16 protein-coding genes and 1 tRNA gene are annotated in these 13,506 nt (G+C 41.6%); 16 read left to right on the top strand and 1 reads right to left on the bottom strand.

Annotated features, from left to right (window positions below):
- The first annotated feature begins 20 nt into the window (after window positions 1-20).
- The 16 genes from coaD to JL57_RS29645 all read left to right on the top strand — a co-directional run bounded on the left by coaD (window position 21) and on the right by JL57_RS29645 (window position 12,788).
- Window positions 21-527, top strand: coding sequence for a pantetheine-phosphate adenylyltransferase (coaD, locus tag JL57_RS29720; RefSeq protein WP_034145490.1), 507 nt, complete (start codon window positions 21-23; stop codon window positions 525-527).
- Window positions 528-594: 67 nt separating this feature from the next.
- Window positions 595-795: a DUF2007 domain-containing protein gene (locus JL57_RS29715; RefSeq protein WP_034145489.1), complete on the top strand. Its 201-nt coding sequence runs from the start codon at window positions 595-597 to the stop codon at window positions 793-795.
- Window positions 796-797: 2 nt separating this feature from the next.
- Window positions 798-1,718 carry an acetyl-CoA carboxylase, carboxyltransferase subunit beta gene (gene accD / locus JL57_RS29710; protein ID WP_034145488.1) on the top strand — a complete coding sequence of 307 codons (921 nt, stop codon included), beginning with the start codon at window positions 798-800 and terminating at the stop codon, window positions 1,716-1,718.
- Window positions 1,702-2,688: an acetyl-CoA carboxylase carboxyltransferase subunit alpha gene (locus tag JL57_RS29705; protein WP_034145487.1), complete on the top strand. Its 987-nt coding sequence runs from the start codon at window positions 1,702-1,704 to the stop codon at window positions 2,686-2,688. Before accD ends, JL57_RS29705 begins: the two co-directional genes overlap by 17 nt.
- Before the next feature lie 60 nt (window positions 2,689-2,748).
- A tRNA-Leu gene (locus JL57_RS29700) sits at window positions 2,749-2,834 on the top strand.
- A gap of 570 nt (window positions 2,835-3,404) precedes the next feature.
- Window positions 3,405-3,665, top strand: a complete 261-nt coding sequence (locus tag JL57_RS29695) for a hypothetical protein (RefSeq protein WP_034145486.1) — start codon at window positions 3,405-3,407, stop codon at window positions 3,663-3,665.
- 13 nt (window positions 3,666-3,678) lie between these two features.
- On the top strand, window positions 3,679-3,963 hold the full coding sequence (locus JL57_RS35940) for a hypothetical protein (RefSeq protein ID WP_291300760.1): 285 nt from the start codon (window positions 3,679-3,681) through the stop codon (window positions 3,961-3,963).
- A gap of 85 nt (window positions 3,964-4,048) precedes the next feature.
- A complete protein-coding gene (locus JL57_RS29685; RefSeq protein ID WP_291300759.1) occupies window positions 4,049-4,579 on the top strand; it encodes a histidine phosphatase family protein in 531 nt (176 codons plus the stop codon).
- Window positions 4,580-4,596: 17 nt separating this feature from the next.
- On the top strand, window positions 4,597-4,815 hold the full coding sequence (locus JL57_RS29680) for a helix-turn-helix transcriptional regulator (RefSeq protein WP_034145485.1): 219 nt from the start codon (window positions 4,597-4,599) through the stop codon (window positions 4,813-4,815).
- A gap of 39 nt (window positions 4,816-4,854) precedes the next feature.
- Window positions 4,855-6,414 (top strand): DUF4153 domain-containing protein, encoded by a 1,560-nt coding sequence (locus tag JL57_RS29675; RefSeq protein WP_291300758.1) that lies wholly within the window; start codon window positions 4,855-4,857, stop codon window positions 6,412-6,414.
- A 300-nt stretch (window positions 6,415-6,714) separates the two neighbouring features.
- Window positions 6,715-7,107: a DUF4179 domain-containing protein gene (locus JL57_RS29670; protein WP_034145484.1), complete on the top strand. Its 393-nt coding sequence runs from the start codon at window positions 6,715-6,717 to the stop codon at window positions 7,105-7,107.
- A gap of 295 nt (window positions 7,108-7,402) precedes the next feature.
- A complete protein-coding gene (polA, locus tag JL57_RS29665) occupies window positions 7,403-10,027 on the top strand; it encodes a DNA polymerase I (protein WP_034145483.1) in 2,625 nt (874 codons plus the stop codon).
- A gap of 16 nt (window positions 10,028-10,043) precedes the next feature.
- The gene (mutM, locus tag JL57_RS29660; RefSeq protein WP_034145482.1) at window positions 10,044-10,865 is read left to right on the top strand and encodes a bifunctional DNA-formamidopyrimidine glycosylase/DNA-(apurinic or apyrimidinic site) lyase; all 822 of its coding nucleotides are present in this window, start codon (window positions 10,044-10,046) and stop codon (window positions 10,863-10,865) included.
- A 329-nt stretch (window positions 10,866-11,194) separates the two neighbouring features.
- Window positions 11,195-11,605, top strand: coding sequence for a tyrosine-type recombinase/integrase (locus JL57_RS35935; RefSeq protein WP_291300757.1), 411 nt, complete (start codon window positions 11,195-11,197; stop codon window positions 11,603-11,605).
- A complete protein-coding gene (locus tag JL57_RS29650) occupies window positions 11,602-12,024 on the top strand; it encodes a DinB family protein (RefSeq protein ID WP_291300756.1) in 423 nt (140 codons plus the stop codon). Before JL57_RS35935 ends, JL57_RS29650 begins: the two co-directional genes overlap by 4 nt.
- 287 nt (window positions 12,025-12,311) lie before the next feature.
- Window positions 12,312-12,788, top strand: a complete 477-nt coding sequence (locus tag JL57_RS29645; RefSeq protein WP_291300755.1) for a GNAT family N-acetyltransferase — start codon at window positions 12,312-12,314, stop codon at window positions 12,786-12,788.
- Window positions 12,789-13,096: 308 nt separating this feature from the next.
- Here the strand turns inward: JL57_RS29645 and JL57_RS29640 are convergent.
- Window positions 13,097-13,506, bottom strand: a 410-nt coding sequence (locus JL57_RS29640; RefSeq protein WP_034145479.1) for a transposase, incomplete at its 5' end; no start/stop codon positions are given.

The raw sequence follows: 13,506 nt of genomic DNA, 5'->3' as shown, positions 1-13,506 counted from the left end.
AATTGAAAAGGAGAGACAAAGTGCGTATTGCGATTTATCCGGGAACCTTCGATCCGGTAACCAATGGTCATCTCGATATATTAGTTCGGGCCAAAGAGTTGTTTGATGAGGTTTGTATTGCGGTTGCTACTGATAGTAAAAAGACTCCCTTGTTTACTCAAGAAGAGAGAATGGAACTTCTCGTAGAAGCTACAAAAGACATGCCGAATGTTAGTGTCCGTGCTTTTGGGGGACTAACGGTGGAATTTGCCCGACAATGTGGTGCAATAGCTATTCTTCGAGGGCTGCGTGCCTTATCTGATTTTGAATATGAATTCCAACTCGCTTTAATGAACAAAAAGATTGCACCGGATATTGAAACGATTTTTCTGATGACTCAGAGCGAATTCTCTTTTATAAGCTCAAGTGCGATCAAGTGGGCTTCCAGTTTGCATGCTGGTGTCTCAGATTTTGTACCTGAGCATGTAGAAAAGGCTTTGATAGCCAAGTATTCCAAATCACGATCTACCCTGAATGGTGAGGAATAGAGTGCGTTTCTTGCACAATTAATTGGGCTATGGTATCATAAATCGATTTAATAAGGGGGATTTTCAAATGTGGACCGTGATTTATATTGCTCCCAATAAGTTAATAGCCGAAAAGTATAAAAAAATCCTCACTGATGAAGGGATGCTTGTTCAGCTTCGCCCAATTGGTTCTGCACATCTCGGCGAACATGCTTCAGTGGAAATTCTGGTACCGGAATCTGAAGCCGAGGAAGCGCACGAAATAATAACTAGCGCCATGGGGAGCTAATTATGTTTAAGGATATTTTTAGAAAAACAAAGTACGTTACCATACGATCGACATTGCCGGAGCAACGAAGACCTTCTGATGTTTCTCCAACTGAAGAAGCCATACAAGTGAGCAAGAAAGAAGTACCCGATGGTCTATGGGTCAAATGCCCGGAGTGTGGGGAAGTTCTCTTTAATAAAAATCTCGAGGAAAACGCGCGAGTGTGTACGACCTGTGAGTACCATTTTCGGATTTCAGGTAGAGATCGCTTAGCCTTACTGGTGGATGAAAACAGTTTCGAAGAGTGGGATGCGGGATTACTCACCCAAGATTCTTTGGAATTTCCCGGTTATCAAGAAAAGCTCCTTGAGGCTCAGGAAAAATCCGGTATGACTGAAGGGGTACTGACAGGGCGCGCTAAAATTGAAGGAGTTCCTTTTGTCATCGCTTTTAATGAAGCAAGTTTTATGATGGGCAGTATGGGTTCTGTCGTAGGGGAAAAAATTACCCGTGCGATTGAACGAGCGATGGAATTGCGCTTGCCAGTCGTTATATTTTCCACGTCGGGTGGTGCTCGGATGCAAGAGGGAATTCTGTCACTGTATCAGATGGCCAAGACGAGTGCAGCTTTGGGAAAATTAGCGGAAAGCCACTTGCTGTATATTTCTGTGCTCACAGATCCTACCTTTGGTGGGGTGACGGCCAGCTATGCTTCGCTGGGGGATATTTTGATTGCTGAACCCAATGCCTTGATAGGATTTACGGGACCTCGTGTCATCAAACAGACCATGCGACAAGAACTTCCGGCAGGAGCACAGACGGCTGAGTTTAACCAAGCGCATGGTCTAATAGATCTGATTGTGGCGCGTACTCAGATGCGGACTGTTTTAGCACGCTTACTGCGGTACCATCAGGAGGGGGCTCAGTATGGCGCAACTGTTTGAATTTGAAAAACCGATTGCGGAACTAGAACAGAAAATTTCGGAACTCCAGAAGTTTTCCGCTGACAAGGGAATTGACCTTTCTCAAGAAGTGGTTACCCTTGAAAAGAAAGCAGCTCTTCTGAAGAAGGAGATTTACGGAAACCTAGAACCTTGGCAAAAAGTCCAAATTGCCAGACATTCCGAGCGTCCGAACTTTTATGATTATGCTCCCCTGTTGTTTGAGGATTTCATAGAACTAAAAGGGGATCGACTTTTTGCAGATGATCTCTCGATTGCTGGCGGGATCGCTCTTTTCCACGGGATTGCGGTGACCGTGATCGCTCAGGTTAAGGGTAAAGATACAAAGGAGAATATTAAGCGCAATTTCGGCATGCCTCATCCAGAAGGATATCGTAAAGCGGTGCGCTTGATGGATCAGGCTGAAAAGTTCGGGCGTCCGATTTTGACGTTTATTGACACTCCCGGTGCCGCCTGTGACTTAGGGGCCGAGGAACGAGGGCAGGGTGAGGCTATTGCCCGATGCCTACTCGCCATGTCAGGTTATCACGTCCCCGTGATCAGTACCGTCATCGGTGAAGGTGGAAGTGGCGGAGCTCTTGCGCTTGGGGTGGGCAATGTCGTCTTGATGCTTGAGAATTCCTTTTACTCAGTGATTGCCCCAGAAAGCTGTGCCTCAATTCTCTGGAAGGACACGTCTAAGGCTAAGGAAGCAGCCGCCGCTCTTAAGTTTACAGCACAAGATTTGTTGAGACTTGGAGTAGCGGATGAATTAGTACGTGAGCCACAGGGTGGGGCTCATAATAACCTGAATCAAACCGCCGAAGAGTTATCTCAGGTCATTTCCAAGTATCTCGTGCGTCTGCGCTTGGAAAGTCCCGAAGCACTACGGGAAAAGCGATATCAGAAATTGCGAGCCATTGGAGTTTTCCAAGAAACGGCGGATATTAATTTGGCGAAAAAGCTTGACTAAGGCTTAAGTTTAGTGTTATTATAACTAGGCCGTCATGATTCATCTGACGGAATTATATCTGGGCGAGTGGCGGAATGGCAGACGCGTCGGTCTCAAAATCCGATATATGTGAGTATGTGGGGGTTCAAGTCCCCCCTCGCCCACCACAGTTTCTAAAACACAGCAATATCAAGGGTTTAGCAGAGTTGGTAAGAAATTACCAGCTCTTTTCTGTTTTTAGACCGTTACATTCGCTGGTAAGTGTGACCGATAGATTATTAAGGGCAACGGTTCACGTTCCCTGATAAACAGGATGTTACACAGAATGCCAACAAAAACAGCAATACCAAGGGGTAGAGGTACAAGGAAGAAAATAACTATGGACGGTGATTTCCCAGATATTTCAAACTAAAAAAGTTTCTGATGGTAAGGAAGAAGATTTTGTCAATCAATTACGCGATAGAGGTTACTCCAAACCTGATAAAAGGATATTTATGCAGGCATGTGGGAAATAGGTAAAGTTCCTACACAGTGCATTCATATTGGTGATGATCTCAATGTTGATATTTTGGGAAGTAATGTAGCAGACCATGCGAGAGGCTGGGCGTCCTTGCCCGGATTTGGAAGGTATTGAATGCGAAGAGTATCCATTTGATAAACAAATGAAGGAAAGACACGAGAAAGATGGAATTACAGAAATAATAGAATGAAAGGAATATTTTTTGGGGGGAGTAATTATGGATAAGAAATTAGTATGTCCTTGCGGATTAACTTGTTGTGATTGTATGTTTTATAAAAAAGAAATATATGAAACTGCATATAAATTAAAAGAATTGATTATGAACCATGAATTAGATAGGTTTCTTACGTTGTGTAGTAAAAGAAAAAGTTGGGAAGTCCTGGGAGAGCATCTGGATATAAGTGAAAGCCAAATATGGGACGGAGTTGGTAAGCACTTCGATGTTTTTAAACAAATGCCTGAGTTTATGAATTCTTGACGGAATAATAAAATTGCAGTGTAAAGCTACATGTCAAGAAAAAGGTGGTTGCTCTATTGGCGGAAATACACATGATTGTAAGGCGTTAAAATGCATAAAATCCAAAGAGTATCATGGATGCTGGCAATGTAGCGATTTTGACAACTGTGATAAATTGAAATTTCTAAAGAATAGTTATGGATATGTAATAGAAGATAACTTGAAAATTATCAAAGAAAAAGGTATTGAATCAGTAAAATCACGTGGTAATAAATATTATGCATGGCAGAGAAAAAAAGATGGCGATGTTATGGAATGAAGCACTGTAAAATGAGGATTTATAGTCTGAACTACTTCACGTTGCATTTCAGATGGTGTCATTTTCTTGATGTTGAGGAGGAAAAATGAGAATTGGTTTGGTAAGACACTTTGAAGTAATCCATTCATCTCAAAAAGTAGTAACCTCGGGAGAATTTAAAGAGTGGGTAAGGCAGTATGATATCGCTGACGTGCGACAAATTCCGGTGGATTTATGTTATAACAACTGGGACCTGTGCTTTTCGAGTGATTTACAGAGAGCACTTCAAACAGCTCAAAATATTAGTAAATGCAAAATAGTAACTACGGATTTATTAAGAGAAGTACCCATTTCGCCGATCCTTGATACCAATCTAAGACTACCAGTTCCTCTATGGTTGAGTCTAGGAAGAATGGCGTGGCTTTTTTCTCATCACTCACAGCCGGAGAAAAGAATACAGACTGGCAAGAGGATAAATGACTTTCTCACTCAAATTATGTCCTTGAGGGAATCAAATATCTTATTGGTAACTCATGGCTTTTTGATGTTTATCATCACTGGATTTTTCTCGATTATCTTAGCGGAGGTTTTTCGACAAGCCGTGATCGTGAAAGAAGAAAATGATTTAACAATATAATGGAGGCTGGCTGTAATATGTCAATTATCGTAAACCTGGACGTAATGATGGCAAAACGAAAGATAAGTTCATCTGAACTTGCTTCAAAAATAGACCTGACCCAAGCAAATTTATCAATTCTAAAGAACAATAAAGCAAAAGCCATACGCTTTTCCACCCTAGAGGCCATCTGCAAAGCATTGTGTTGCCAACCCGGAGATATTTTAACGTATGAAGATGATGATATTTCTAAATAGATAATCTTTGAAAGGGGCAATAAGCATATGGAGGACTTAGTGATAGTTCAAGAAAAAGAGGCTGAGGCTAACAAAACTGTCGTCAAAAAAGAGGATATCTACCTCCTGGTCTGTTCAGTCCTGTTAGGGGTTCTCTTTAATATTTTATTTTATAAAAAACCACTCGGGATTTCCTACCCGCTTTTTGTCAGCGCATTCTATATCGTTTTTTTAGGGAATCTCCGCCACAAGGTAAAATTTAAATTTGAAGTAGGATGTTTTTTGAGTATACCTATTATCGCCTTGTCTTCAACGTATTTCATCTTTTCAAATCAAATTTTTGCGGTTTTAAACTTTTTGATTATACCCATATTAATCATCGCCCAAACGATCTTGATCAATGAAGAAAACAAACACAAGTGGTTTGAGGCAAGGTTTATTAAAGACATTTTTCAGGGAATTATTAATCGTGCCTTGGGCAATACCGCTAAACCATTTGTAGTGGTATTGAACTCTATGCGTATTAGCAAGAGTCATGAAAAGCAGGATGTTATCAAGAAAGTTCTTATCGGTTTGGCGATTTCTATTCCCCTTTTAATAATTATCATTACCCTCCTTACGTCTGCCGACAGGGTTTTCAAGCATTTCATAGATGAGATAACGAGCTCATTTGGAACTATTAACATGACTGATTTTTCATTACAGAGTTTGCTTGCTTTTCTCATAAGTATCCTTGTATTTAGCTATACTTGGAGCTTCTTAAGACCCAATGACAGGATGAAAACTCAGATGCAGCAAGGAGACACTGCAACAATAAAGAACAGTTGGGATCCGGTTATCTCCATAACTATATTGAGTCTCATTAATTGTGTCTATTTAAGCTTTACACTTATTCAGTTTGGCTATATGTTTGATTCCTTAAATAATGCTCTGCCAGCAGATTTCACGTATGCACAATATGCACGAAGAGGCTTCTTTGAATTATTAATGGTCACGCTAATTAATTTTAGTCTTTTATTAAGCAGTCTTAGATTCACCAGAAAAGATGGAAAACTAGTTGCAAGAACTGTTCGTATTTTGCACTCTCTCCTTGTTCTCTGTACCATGGTAATCCTTACATCAGCTTTTTTCAGAATGTCACTTTATGAAGCAGCCTTTGGGTATACATATTTAAGGGTGTTAACTCATAGTTTCATGATGTTCCTGTTTGTCTTATTCGCGGTAGCGTTTTATAAAATCTGGAATGAACGGATCTCTCTGCTTAAACCGTATATAGTTATCACAATAATAGCTTATATGATCCTTAATTTCGCCAACATCGATGTTTTGATCGCCAAAAATAATATAGCTCGGTATTTCGAAACTGGTAGGCTAGATACTTATTATTTGAGGAACTTGTCCTATGATAGTATACCAGGGATAGTAAATTTGGTCGAAAGAATGGCTAATGACGAAAGAATGTCTAATGATGATGGAATGACTGATGACGAAAGAATGTCAATTGATATTAAAGATTATTTAGAGCAACAACAAGAAAGGTTATCTCAAAAGCAACCCTGGCAGTCCTTAAATTTGTCCCAGCTAAGGGCGAAAAAAGTCCTTTCTCAATATGAATTTTAAGGAATGCTTGCTTCAAGTGGATTTTAACTCTAGTAGAGTTTGGCCATCGGATAACAAGTCCACCGGATGTCCACTTTAGTCATACCCCCGGTTATCCTGAACTCAGGAATTGGTTACTTGTTTACTGTTAGTCGTATAAACAGCTCAAGGAACTTCTTCGAGAAAGGGGGGATAGTCATGTCTGAGCGAGAAGAATGGGTGGGAGTAAAAGAATAGAGAATAACGCTAGCCAGCTTGCGTTGATGGATGAGTTAGGTAAGAAGGGTGAGCTCGCTAAGAAGGATGAGATAGGTAAAAAGGATGACAAATGATACGATAGAAGAAATAGAGGCTCTTAATGAATTAGATGCCTCGGATGGTCTCGAAAATAGTTTTAAATGTGAACATGATGAACTAGTTCTAGCCAAGCCTCGAGCTACTGAAATGCCTATACCCACTGATCTTAACGATTATATTCGAAAGGGTTTAGCCCAAGGAATAAAAAGCCAAAAGACATGGAAGTTTCGCAAATGGAGTACGCTCGTGGCCTGTTTTATACTCGCCACTTTCATTACGGCTGCTCGGGTTTCCCCGGTAGTAGCAGCGGTATTACATCAGATCCCCGGTCTAGGTTATATCGTTGAACTTATAAACTATGACAAGGGACTTCAGTCCGCAGTTGAGAATGAATTTATCTTGCCACTTGAGGTCTAAGAATGTACCCCCAGAGTCATTTGCTCAATTTCCTTCAACATGGGAAGTTGCAATCTTTTAGAATCAGTTCAGAGAAAAAAGTAACAGAAACTTTTCCATGCTTCACCCAGAGCCGACTGCCTATTCTGGTAGTCGGCTCTTCTGATTCGGAAAACTTTCGGTTTCCTTCAGTTTGATTAATACTCTTAGATCTACTCGAGATTTCTAATAAACATAACCCAGTAAGCACTCCTATCGTTTGTTAGAAATTAGCAGATATGATATAGTTAACGGTGAAAGATTGGGGGTTTTCAGGATGCCACGGATGGTGATATTAGACGGAAACAGCCTTGCAAATCGCGCGTTTTATGCGCTCCCGCCGCTGACCACGGCCGATGGGCGACCAACGAATGTTTTGCATGGTTTTCTAACCATGCTCTTTAGATTGGAACATGAGCAACATCCAGATTACTGGGTGGTAGCTTTCGATAAAACTAAGGCAACGGTTCGGATTGAACAGTATGCCGGGTATAAAGCGCAACGTAAAGAAACCCCGGAGGGACTGCGCCCTCAATTTGATTACCTCAAAGAAATATTAACGGAAATGGAAGTCCCTATGCTTGAGCTAGCGGGCTATGAAGCAGATGACCTGATTGCCGCTATAACCAAACAAGCGGAAGCACAGGGAATGAAAATTCAGATTTATACAGGGGATAAAGATGCCCTGCAACTCATTTCACCCAGGACGAATATTTTCCTGACCAAAAAAGGAATCAGTGAAGTCGAACGTTACGATGAAACGACCTTATGGGAACGTTACCAACTACGTCCCCATCAAATCATTGATCTTAAGGGTCTAATGGGTGACACCTCCGATAATATCCCTGGGGTTCCAGGAATCGGAGAGAAAACCGCGCTAAAATTACTCTGGGAATTTGAAACGGTTGAGGGCGTTTTAGCGAATGTTGATAAAGTATCCGGTAAAAAGGTACAGAGTAATTTGAGGGACTATACAGATCAGGCAATCTTGAGCAAAAAGCTAGCGACGATGCTGACAGAGGTTCCGCTGGCGTTTTCTAGCGACGATTTTGTTTATCGCCGCTCAAAAGCTGCCAAAGTGCTTCCTGTCTTGCAAAAATATGATCTGAAGAATGTGACGCGTTTGTGGCATGAGCGTCATAAAGATGACGAAGGACCTTTAAGTGAAAGCCCAGAAGCGTTGTTAGAGAATTGGCCAGAACGCACCTTGACAGAAGAGGGCTGGCTTGCTCAGATCGGAGAGTGGCAAGCCAAGAATATTCCACTCACGTTAGCCTGTCGTTATGAGGGAACCGGTTTACAAGGGGGGCGCTGGTTAGAATGGGGAGTGGCTACCCAAGGTGAGACGTTTAAACTGACTCGTAAGGATGCGTCTACGAGAGTTTTTGAAGCGTGGCTGAAATTGATGGGGAGTTACCAGGTTCCTAAGACCTTGGCGGACAGTAAAACCGTGGCTTTATTACTTGCTAATGAAGGAGTGGTCATGAAGGGATTAGCCCTAGATCTAAGCTTAGCTTCCTATCTAATTCAATCCTCGCGACCGAAATTCGCGCCCCTTGATTTAGTTAAAGAATATGTTCCGAATCAAGCGGTTTTCGAAACTATTGCTGAAGAAGCGGCAGCCTTAGCTCAAGTCGCCCTTAAGTTTGAAGAAGAAATTCAATCACTTGGCCTTTCAGAACTACTGCATAACATCGAAGAACCGTTAAGCTTGGTGCTCGCGCAAGTGGAACGACACGGAATCGCCGTGGACTCCGAGCAATTGACGACCTTTGGCGAAGGGATAAGTCTGACCTTAAGACAGTTAGAACAGGACATTTATGCCCTAGCTGAGGAAACCTTTAACATTAATTCCCCGAAACAGTTGGGAACCATTCTTTTTGAAAAACTAGGCTTACCGACTGCAAAGAAAACGAAAACAGGTTATTCCACAGATGCGGAGACCTTAGAGGAATTGCGCTTAGCTCATCCTGTCGTTACGAAGATTCTCGACTATCGGCAGTTGAATAAATTGATGTCTACCTATGTAAATGGTTTACTCGCTCAAGCGAAGGATGGCCGGATTCATACCACCTTCCAACAAACCGTAACGACAACCGGTCGTTTATCGAGTACGGAACCGAATTTGCAGAACATCCCAATTCGACTGGAGCAGGGGCGCTTGCTTAGAAAAGTCTTTCATCCCACGGAACCCGGATGGGTACTTCTATCCGCGGATTATTCTCAAATAGAGCTGCGGATTTTAGCTCACTATTCTCAAGATCCTCTTCTTTGTGAATCATTTGCCCTGGGACAGGATGTCCACACTCGGACCGCAGCCGAAGTTTTTGGTATCTCGCTTGATGCGGTAACCTCGAACATGCGCCGAAGTGCTAAGGCAGTCAATTTTGGTTTAGTCTATGGTTTAACTGAGTTTGGTCTATCAAGGGACTTAGGGATTCCACGCAAAGAATCAAAGTTCTATATCGAGCAGTATTTTAAACGTTATGGTGGAGTAAAACAGTATCTGGAAGACGTCGTGACACAGGCTAAAAAAGAGGGCCAAGTTCGCACCCTGTTAAATCGTCTAAGGCGCATTCCAGAGCTACTTCATTCCAATCGAGTTCAACGCCAGTTTGGAGAGAGGATTGCTATGAACACCCCTGTGCAGGGTACAGCCGCGGATATCATGAAATTAGCCATGCTTAAAGTAGCAGAAGGATTGAAACCTTTTCGGGCGGACATGCTTCTTCAAGTACATGACGAGCTATTGCTTCAAGTTGCCCCAGAGGATTTAGAAGGTGTCGCCCATATGCTGAAAGATAAAATGGAAAACGCCTATCCATTATCTGTGCCGATGACAGTGGAATGTAAAGTTGGACCGAATTGGTATGAAATGCAGCCGTTTAAACCGAAGGATTAAGGAATGAGGAAAGAACATGCCAGAACTCCCTGAAGTGGAAACGATTCGAAGAACTTTAGCCCAGCACGTTACGGATTTAAAAATTGTAGAAATCAAGCTTATTTGGTCCTCAGCTGTCTGCAGTTGGGAAGATCAGTCCTTCGAGGAGTTAGTGACCGGCCGAAGAATTCAAACGATTGACCGCCGGGGTAAATACCTTTTAATCCGATTAGATGAAGATTTAACACTAATTGCGCATATGAGAATGACTGGGCGCTTGAATTATTTCCCGGAGAAGCAGGAACCGGAAAAGCATACTCACGTGGTTTTTCGCTTGGAAAAAGGGGAAGTGCATTTTTCAGATGTCCGGAAATTCGGGCGTATTCAGGCCATACCCACCCCGCTGTGCTTCAGCGGATCATCCCTATGTAAGTTAGGACCTGAGCCCTTAGAGGCAGAATTCACACCTGAAGTCTTAAAGGAGCGTTTTGGGAAGAAAAAACTCTCTGTTAAGGCAGCCCTACTCGATCAGCATCTCCTAGCAGGTTTAGGTAATATCTATGTGGATGAATCACTTTTTCAGGCAGGAATATCTCCCGAACGTAGAGTGGATACCCTAGCTGCAGAGGAAATATCAAAGCTCCATCACGCTATCCAAACCATTCTTCAAGCAGGAATCGATGCCCAGGGTACGTCTTTTCGAGATTACCGGGATGCTAATGGGGAAAAAGGTTCCTTCGAGCGGGAATTACAAGTATACGGACGGGGTGGAGAACCCTGTAAAGTCTGTGGGCAGACGTTAGAACGAATTCGTCTCGCTGGACGTACAACGGTTTATTGTTCGAGATGTCAGAGGTAAGCCTTAAAATGGGTTGCTACAAAGCATCTTTCTGTTACTGTCTTAAAGTATAAAGAAATAATAATTAAGGCTAGGGGTAACCCTGGTCTTTTTTGCACTATCAAATCCCCATGCCGCTGCGCGGCACCACTGATGAATGATATAATGCAAATGGGCTATTTTCACAAAAAGAAAAAAACTGTAATAGTGTTAATTAATTACAGTTCATAAGGAGGTATTTGACTTCTGACGACGAAGTTTGTCCTAAATATATTCTGGCTGATAGATAATAATGACGTGCTAATCACAAAACTTGTGAATTATACAGCTAGATGAATCAGGAGTGTGTTATGACGTTTTATGTAAATAAGGGAAGTAACCATAACCTTATTATTACGTTTGATTACAGCCCTGAACGAGTAAAAAAAATCAAACAAATAACAAACCGATGGAATCCGGTAGAGAAGTACTGGGAAATAGCTGATACTGAGCAATGTATCAGACGTTTTCTTAATGTATTTCAAGATGAAGAGGTCATTTTTGATCTTAAAAGAGTTGAAAAGTTACCGGATATCCTAAGTAAAGATGAAGTAATTCGGTTATTTAAACAAGTGATGAATGTTAAGCATAGGGCGATCTTGATGTTAACTTATTCAGCAGGTCTGAGAGTTAGCGAAGTTGTGAGCCTTAAGGTGATGGATATTGATTCAAATCGAATGTTGATTCATGTGAGACAAGGTAAGGGTCGGAAGGATCGTTGAGCGTTGCTCTTCTAGGGCTAACTGCAGAACAGGCTGCCCAAAATGTTGGGCAATCTACAAATTCAATCTTTGGTATAATTCATCACCTTGTATTCTGGAATGAACGCTACTTGCAACGGTTTAAGGACAGTAGTGTACCACCTCTTAAAATGTCCAACGCTGAGACGTTTGTTAAAGATTCCGGTGAAATTGTAGAGAGCTGGGATGATTTGCAACATAGATTAGATAACCTATTTGTCCAATGGGAAGAGGCCATAATCAAGTGCGATGATGCTAAGTTGGATAGTCGGACTCACCCAGATAGAGATGAATCTTGGTGGACCTCATTAGCCCATTTGGCAATTCACAATGCACATCACATAGGACAAATTGTCCACATTCGAAAAGAAAAAGGTTTATGGGAAACATGGTTCGAATGAGGAGAAAACAATTATAATGTTAGACCATCCGAATAAAACGCATGATAATGAACTTCTCATTATTCATAAGGCCGATAGTTGTAGGGACCAGCTCTATTCCAGATATATTTCTTGGTCATGCTAGCAAAGATTTGCCGGCACTACAGATAACAGAGGGTTTCGCGACATCGGAGCAAATATGAATGTAATAACCCGACGTCGCAAACCCTCGGGACGTTATACGACAGGTGGCAAAGAAATAAATTAAGTGAATGTCGGTAAGGTTTCTAGAAAAGGGGAGAAGGCTTGTGGTCAACATTAGATTTCTAGAGGGTGGCGAGGAGCTACTAGAGCAAGTTGGTCCGTTGTGGAAAAGGCTAAATGAGCATCACCAAAATATCTCCACACATTTTTCCCAACAAATTCACCAAGTAACATTTGCCCAAAGAAAAGAACATTGGTTGCAGGAGACGAAGTCCGGACAGTTACGTATCGATTTGATACAAACCGAAGATTCAAACAAATTCATAGGATATTGTGTTACCATTTGTAACCAGACTCATGGCGAAATAGAGTCAATATTCGTGGATGATACCTATCGGAAAATGGGCTTTGGTCATCTGCTAATGAAGCGAGCACTGGATTGGTTGGATCGGCAATCTGTAAAAACCAAAAGAGTCAGTGTAGCGGTTGGAAATGAACAGGTTTTTCAATTTTACGAGCAATTTGGATTCTTACCAAGGGCAATAGTTTTGGAACAAATATCGAAAGAAAATTTCAATTAGAAATAACCCAAAGGTATGGGAATTGTCTTGGTAATTCTTTGAAGCGCCACCCATCGTACAACAGCGGATTCCCGACACTTAGCCAATATGAAAGTAATATGGCGCGTCGGGAATCCCCAGAACGTTATCTGTCATTCACGTATCGGAGTAGCTTTATCGGGTTATTAATGAGGGGTAATGGGTTGTACATAACTATTTACTTTTTTGCTGTAATGTTTGTGATGGGGCTTCAAGTGTATGGAGTGATTCCTCAAAACTTTGCAATAGTAATATACATAACTCAACTTTCGCAGTTGACAAATTGAAGACTAGGCCGCATTAAAACACAGCCTCTTCCTAATAAAGCTTCGCAACTTTTCCATAAACGAATCAAGTATTTGATTTATAACTGATTCGGAAAGGAATAAATTTTCCCGTAGAGTCTTGGTAAACAAGTCTAAACTATATAAAAAGGCTTGTGTAAAATCTAAATCAGCAACCTCATCGCAATATTCATAGAACAAGTTGCTGCTGGCTCTACTATCCTTGTTTTCACGGTTTTCTACTGCCAACATCATATAGCGAATGCAAACCAAGGTGGTATGCGCTGTCATCGAGTCATAACTGCGATACTGAAATTCTTTTGCCAAACGGAGAAAAGATTTACACATCTTAAAGTAAACTTCGATGTCCCAGCGTAAACCATAAATGCGAATTATCTCTTCCTCGGTTATCTCAA

It is taken from the genome of Desulfosporosinus sp. BICA1-9, assembly GCF_000802135.1.
The sequence above is the reverse complement of the archived record's forward strand: the minus strand, read 5'-3'. Positions and strand labels throughout refer to the sequence as shown.

Coding starts and splice junctions, on each gene's coding strand:
- JL57_RS29680 (WP_034145485.1), top strand. CDS start 4,597: ATGTCAATTATCGTAAACCTGGACGTAATGATGGCAAAACGAAAGATA.
- mutM (WP_034145482.1), top strand. CDS start 10,044: ATGCCAGAACTCCCTGAAGTGGAAACGATTCGAAGAACTTTAGCCCAG.
- JL57_RS29685 (WP_291300759.1), top strand. CDS start 4,049: ATGAGAATTGGTTTGGTAAGACACTTTGAAGTAATCCATTCATCTCAA.
- polA (WP_034145483.1), top strand. CDS start 7,403: ATGCCACGGATGGTGATATTAGACGGAAACAGCCTTGCAAATCGCGCG.
- JL57_RS35935 (WP_291300757.1), top strand. CDS start 11,195: ATGACGTTTTATGTAAATAAGGGAAGTAACCATAACCTTATTATTACG.
- JL57_RS29670 (WP_034145484.1), top strand. CDS start 6,715: ATGACAAATGATACGATAGAAGAAATAGAGGCTCTTAATGAATTAGAT.
- accD (WP_034145488.1), top strand. CDS start 798: ATGTTTAAGGATATTTTTAGAAAAACAAAGTACGTTACCATACGATCG.
- JL57_RS29715 (WP_034145489.1), top strand. CDS start 595: ATGTGGACCGTGATTTATATTGCTCCCAATAAGTTAATAGCCGAAAAG.
- JL57_RS29695 (WP_034145486.1), top strand. CDS start 3,405: ATGGATAAGAAATTAGTATGTCCTTGCGGATTAACTTGTTGTGATTGT.
- JL57_RS29705 (WP_034145487.1), top strand. CDS start 1,702: ATGGCGCAACTGTTTGAATTTGAAAAACCGATTGCGGAACTAGAACAG.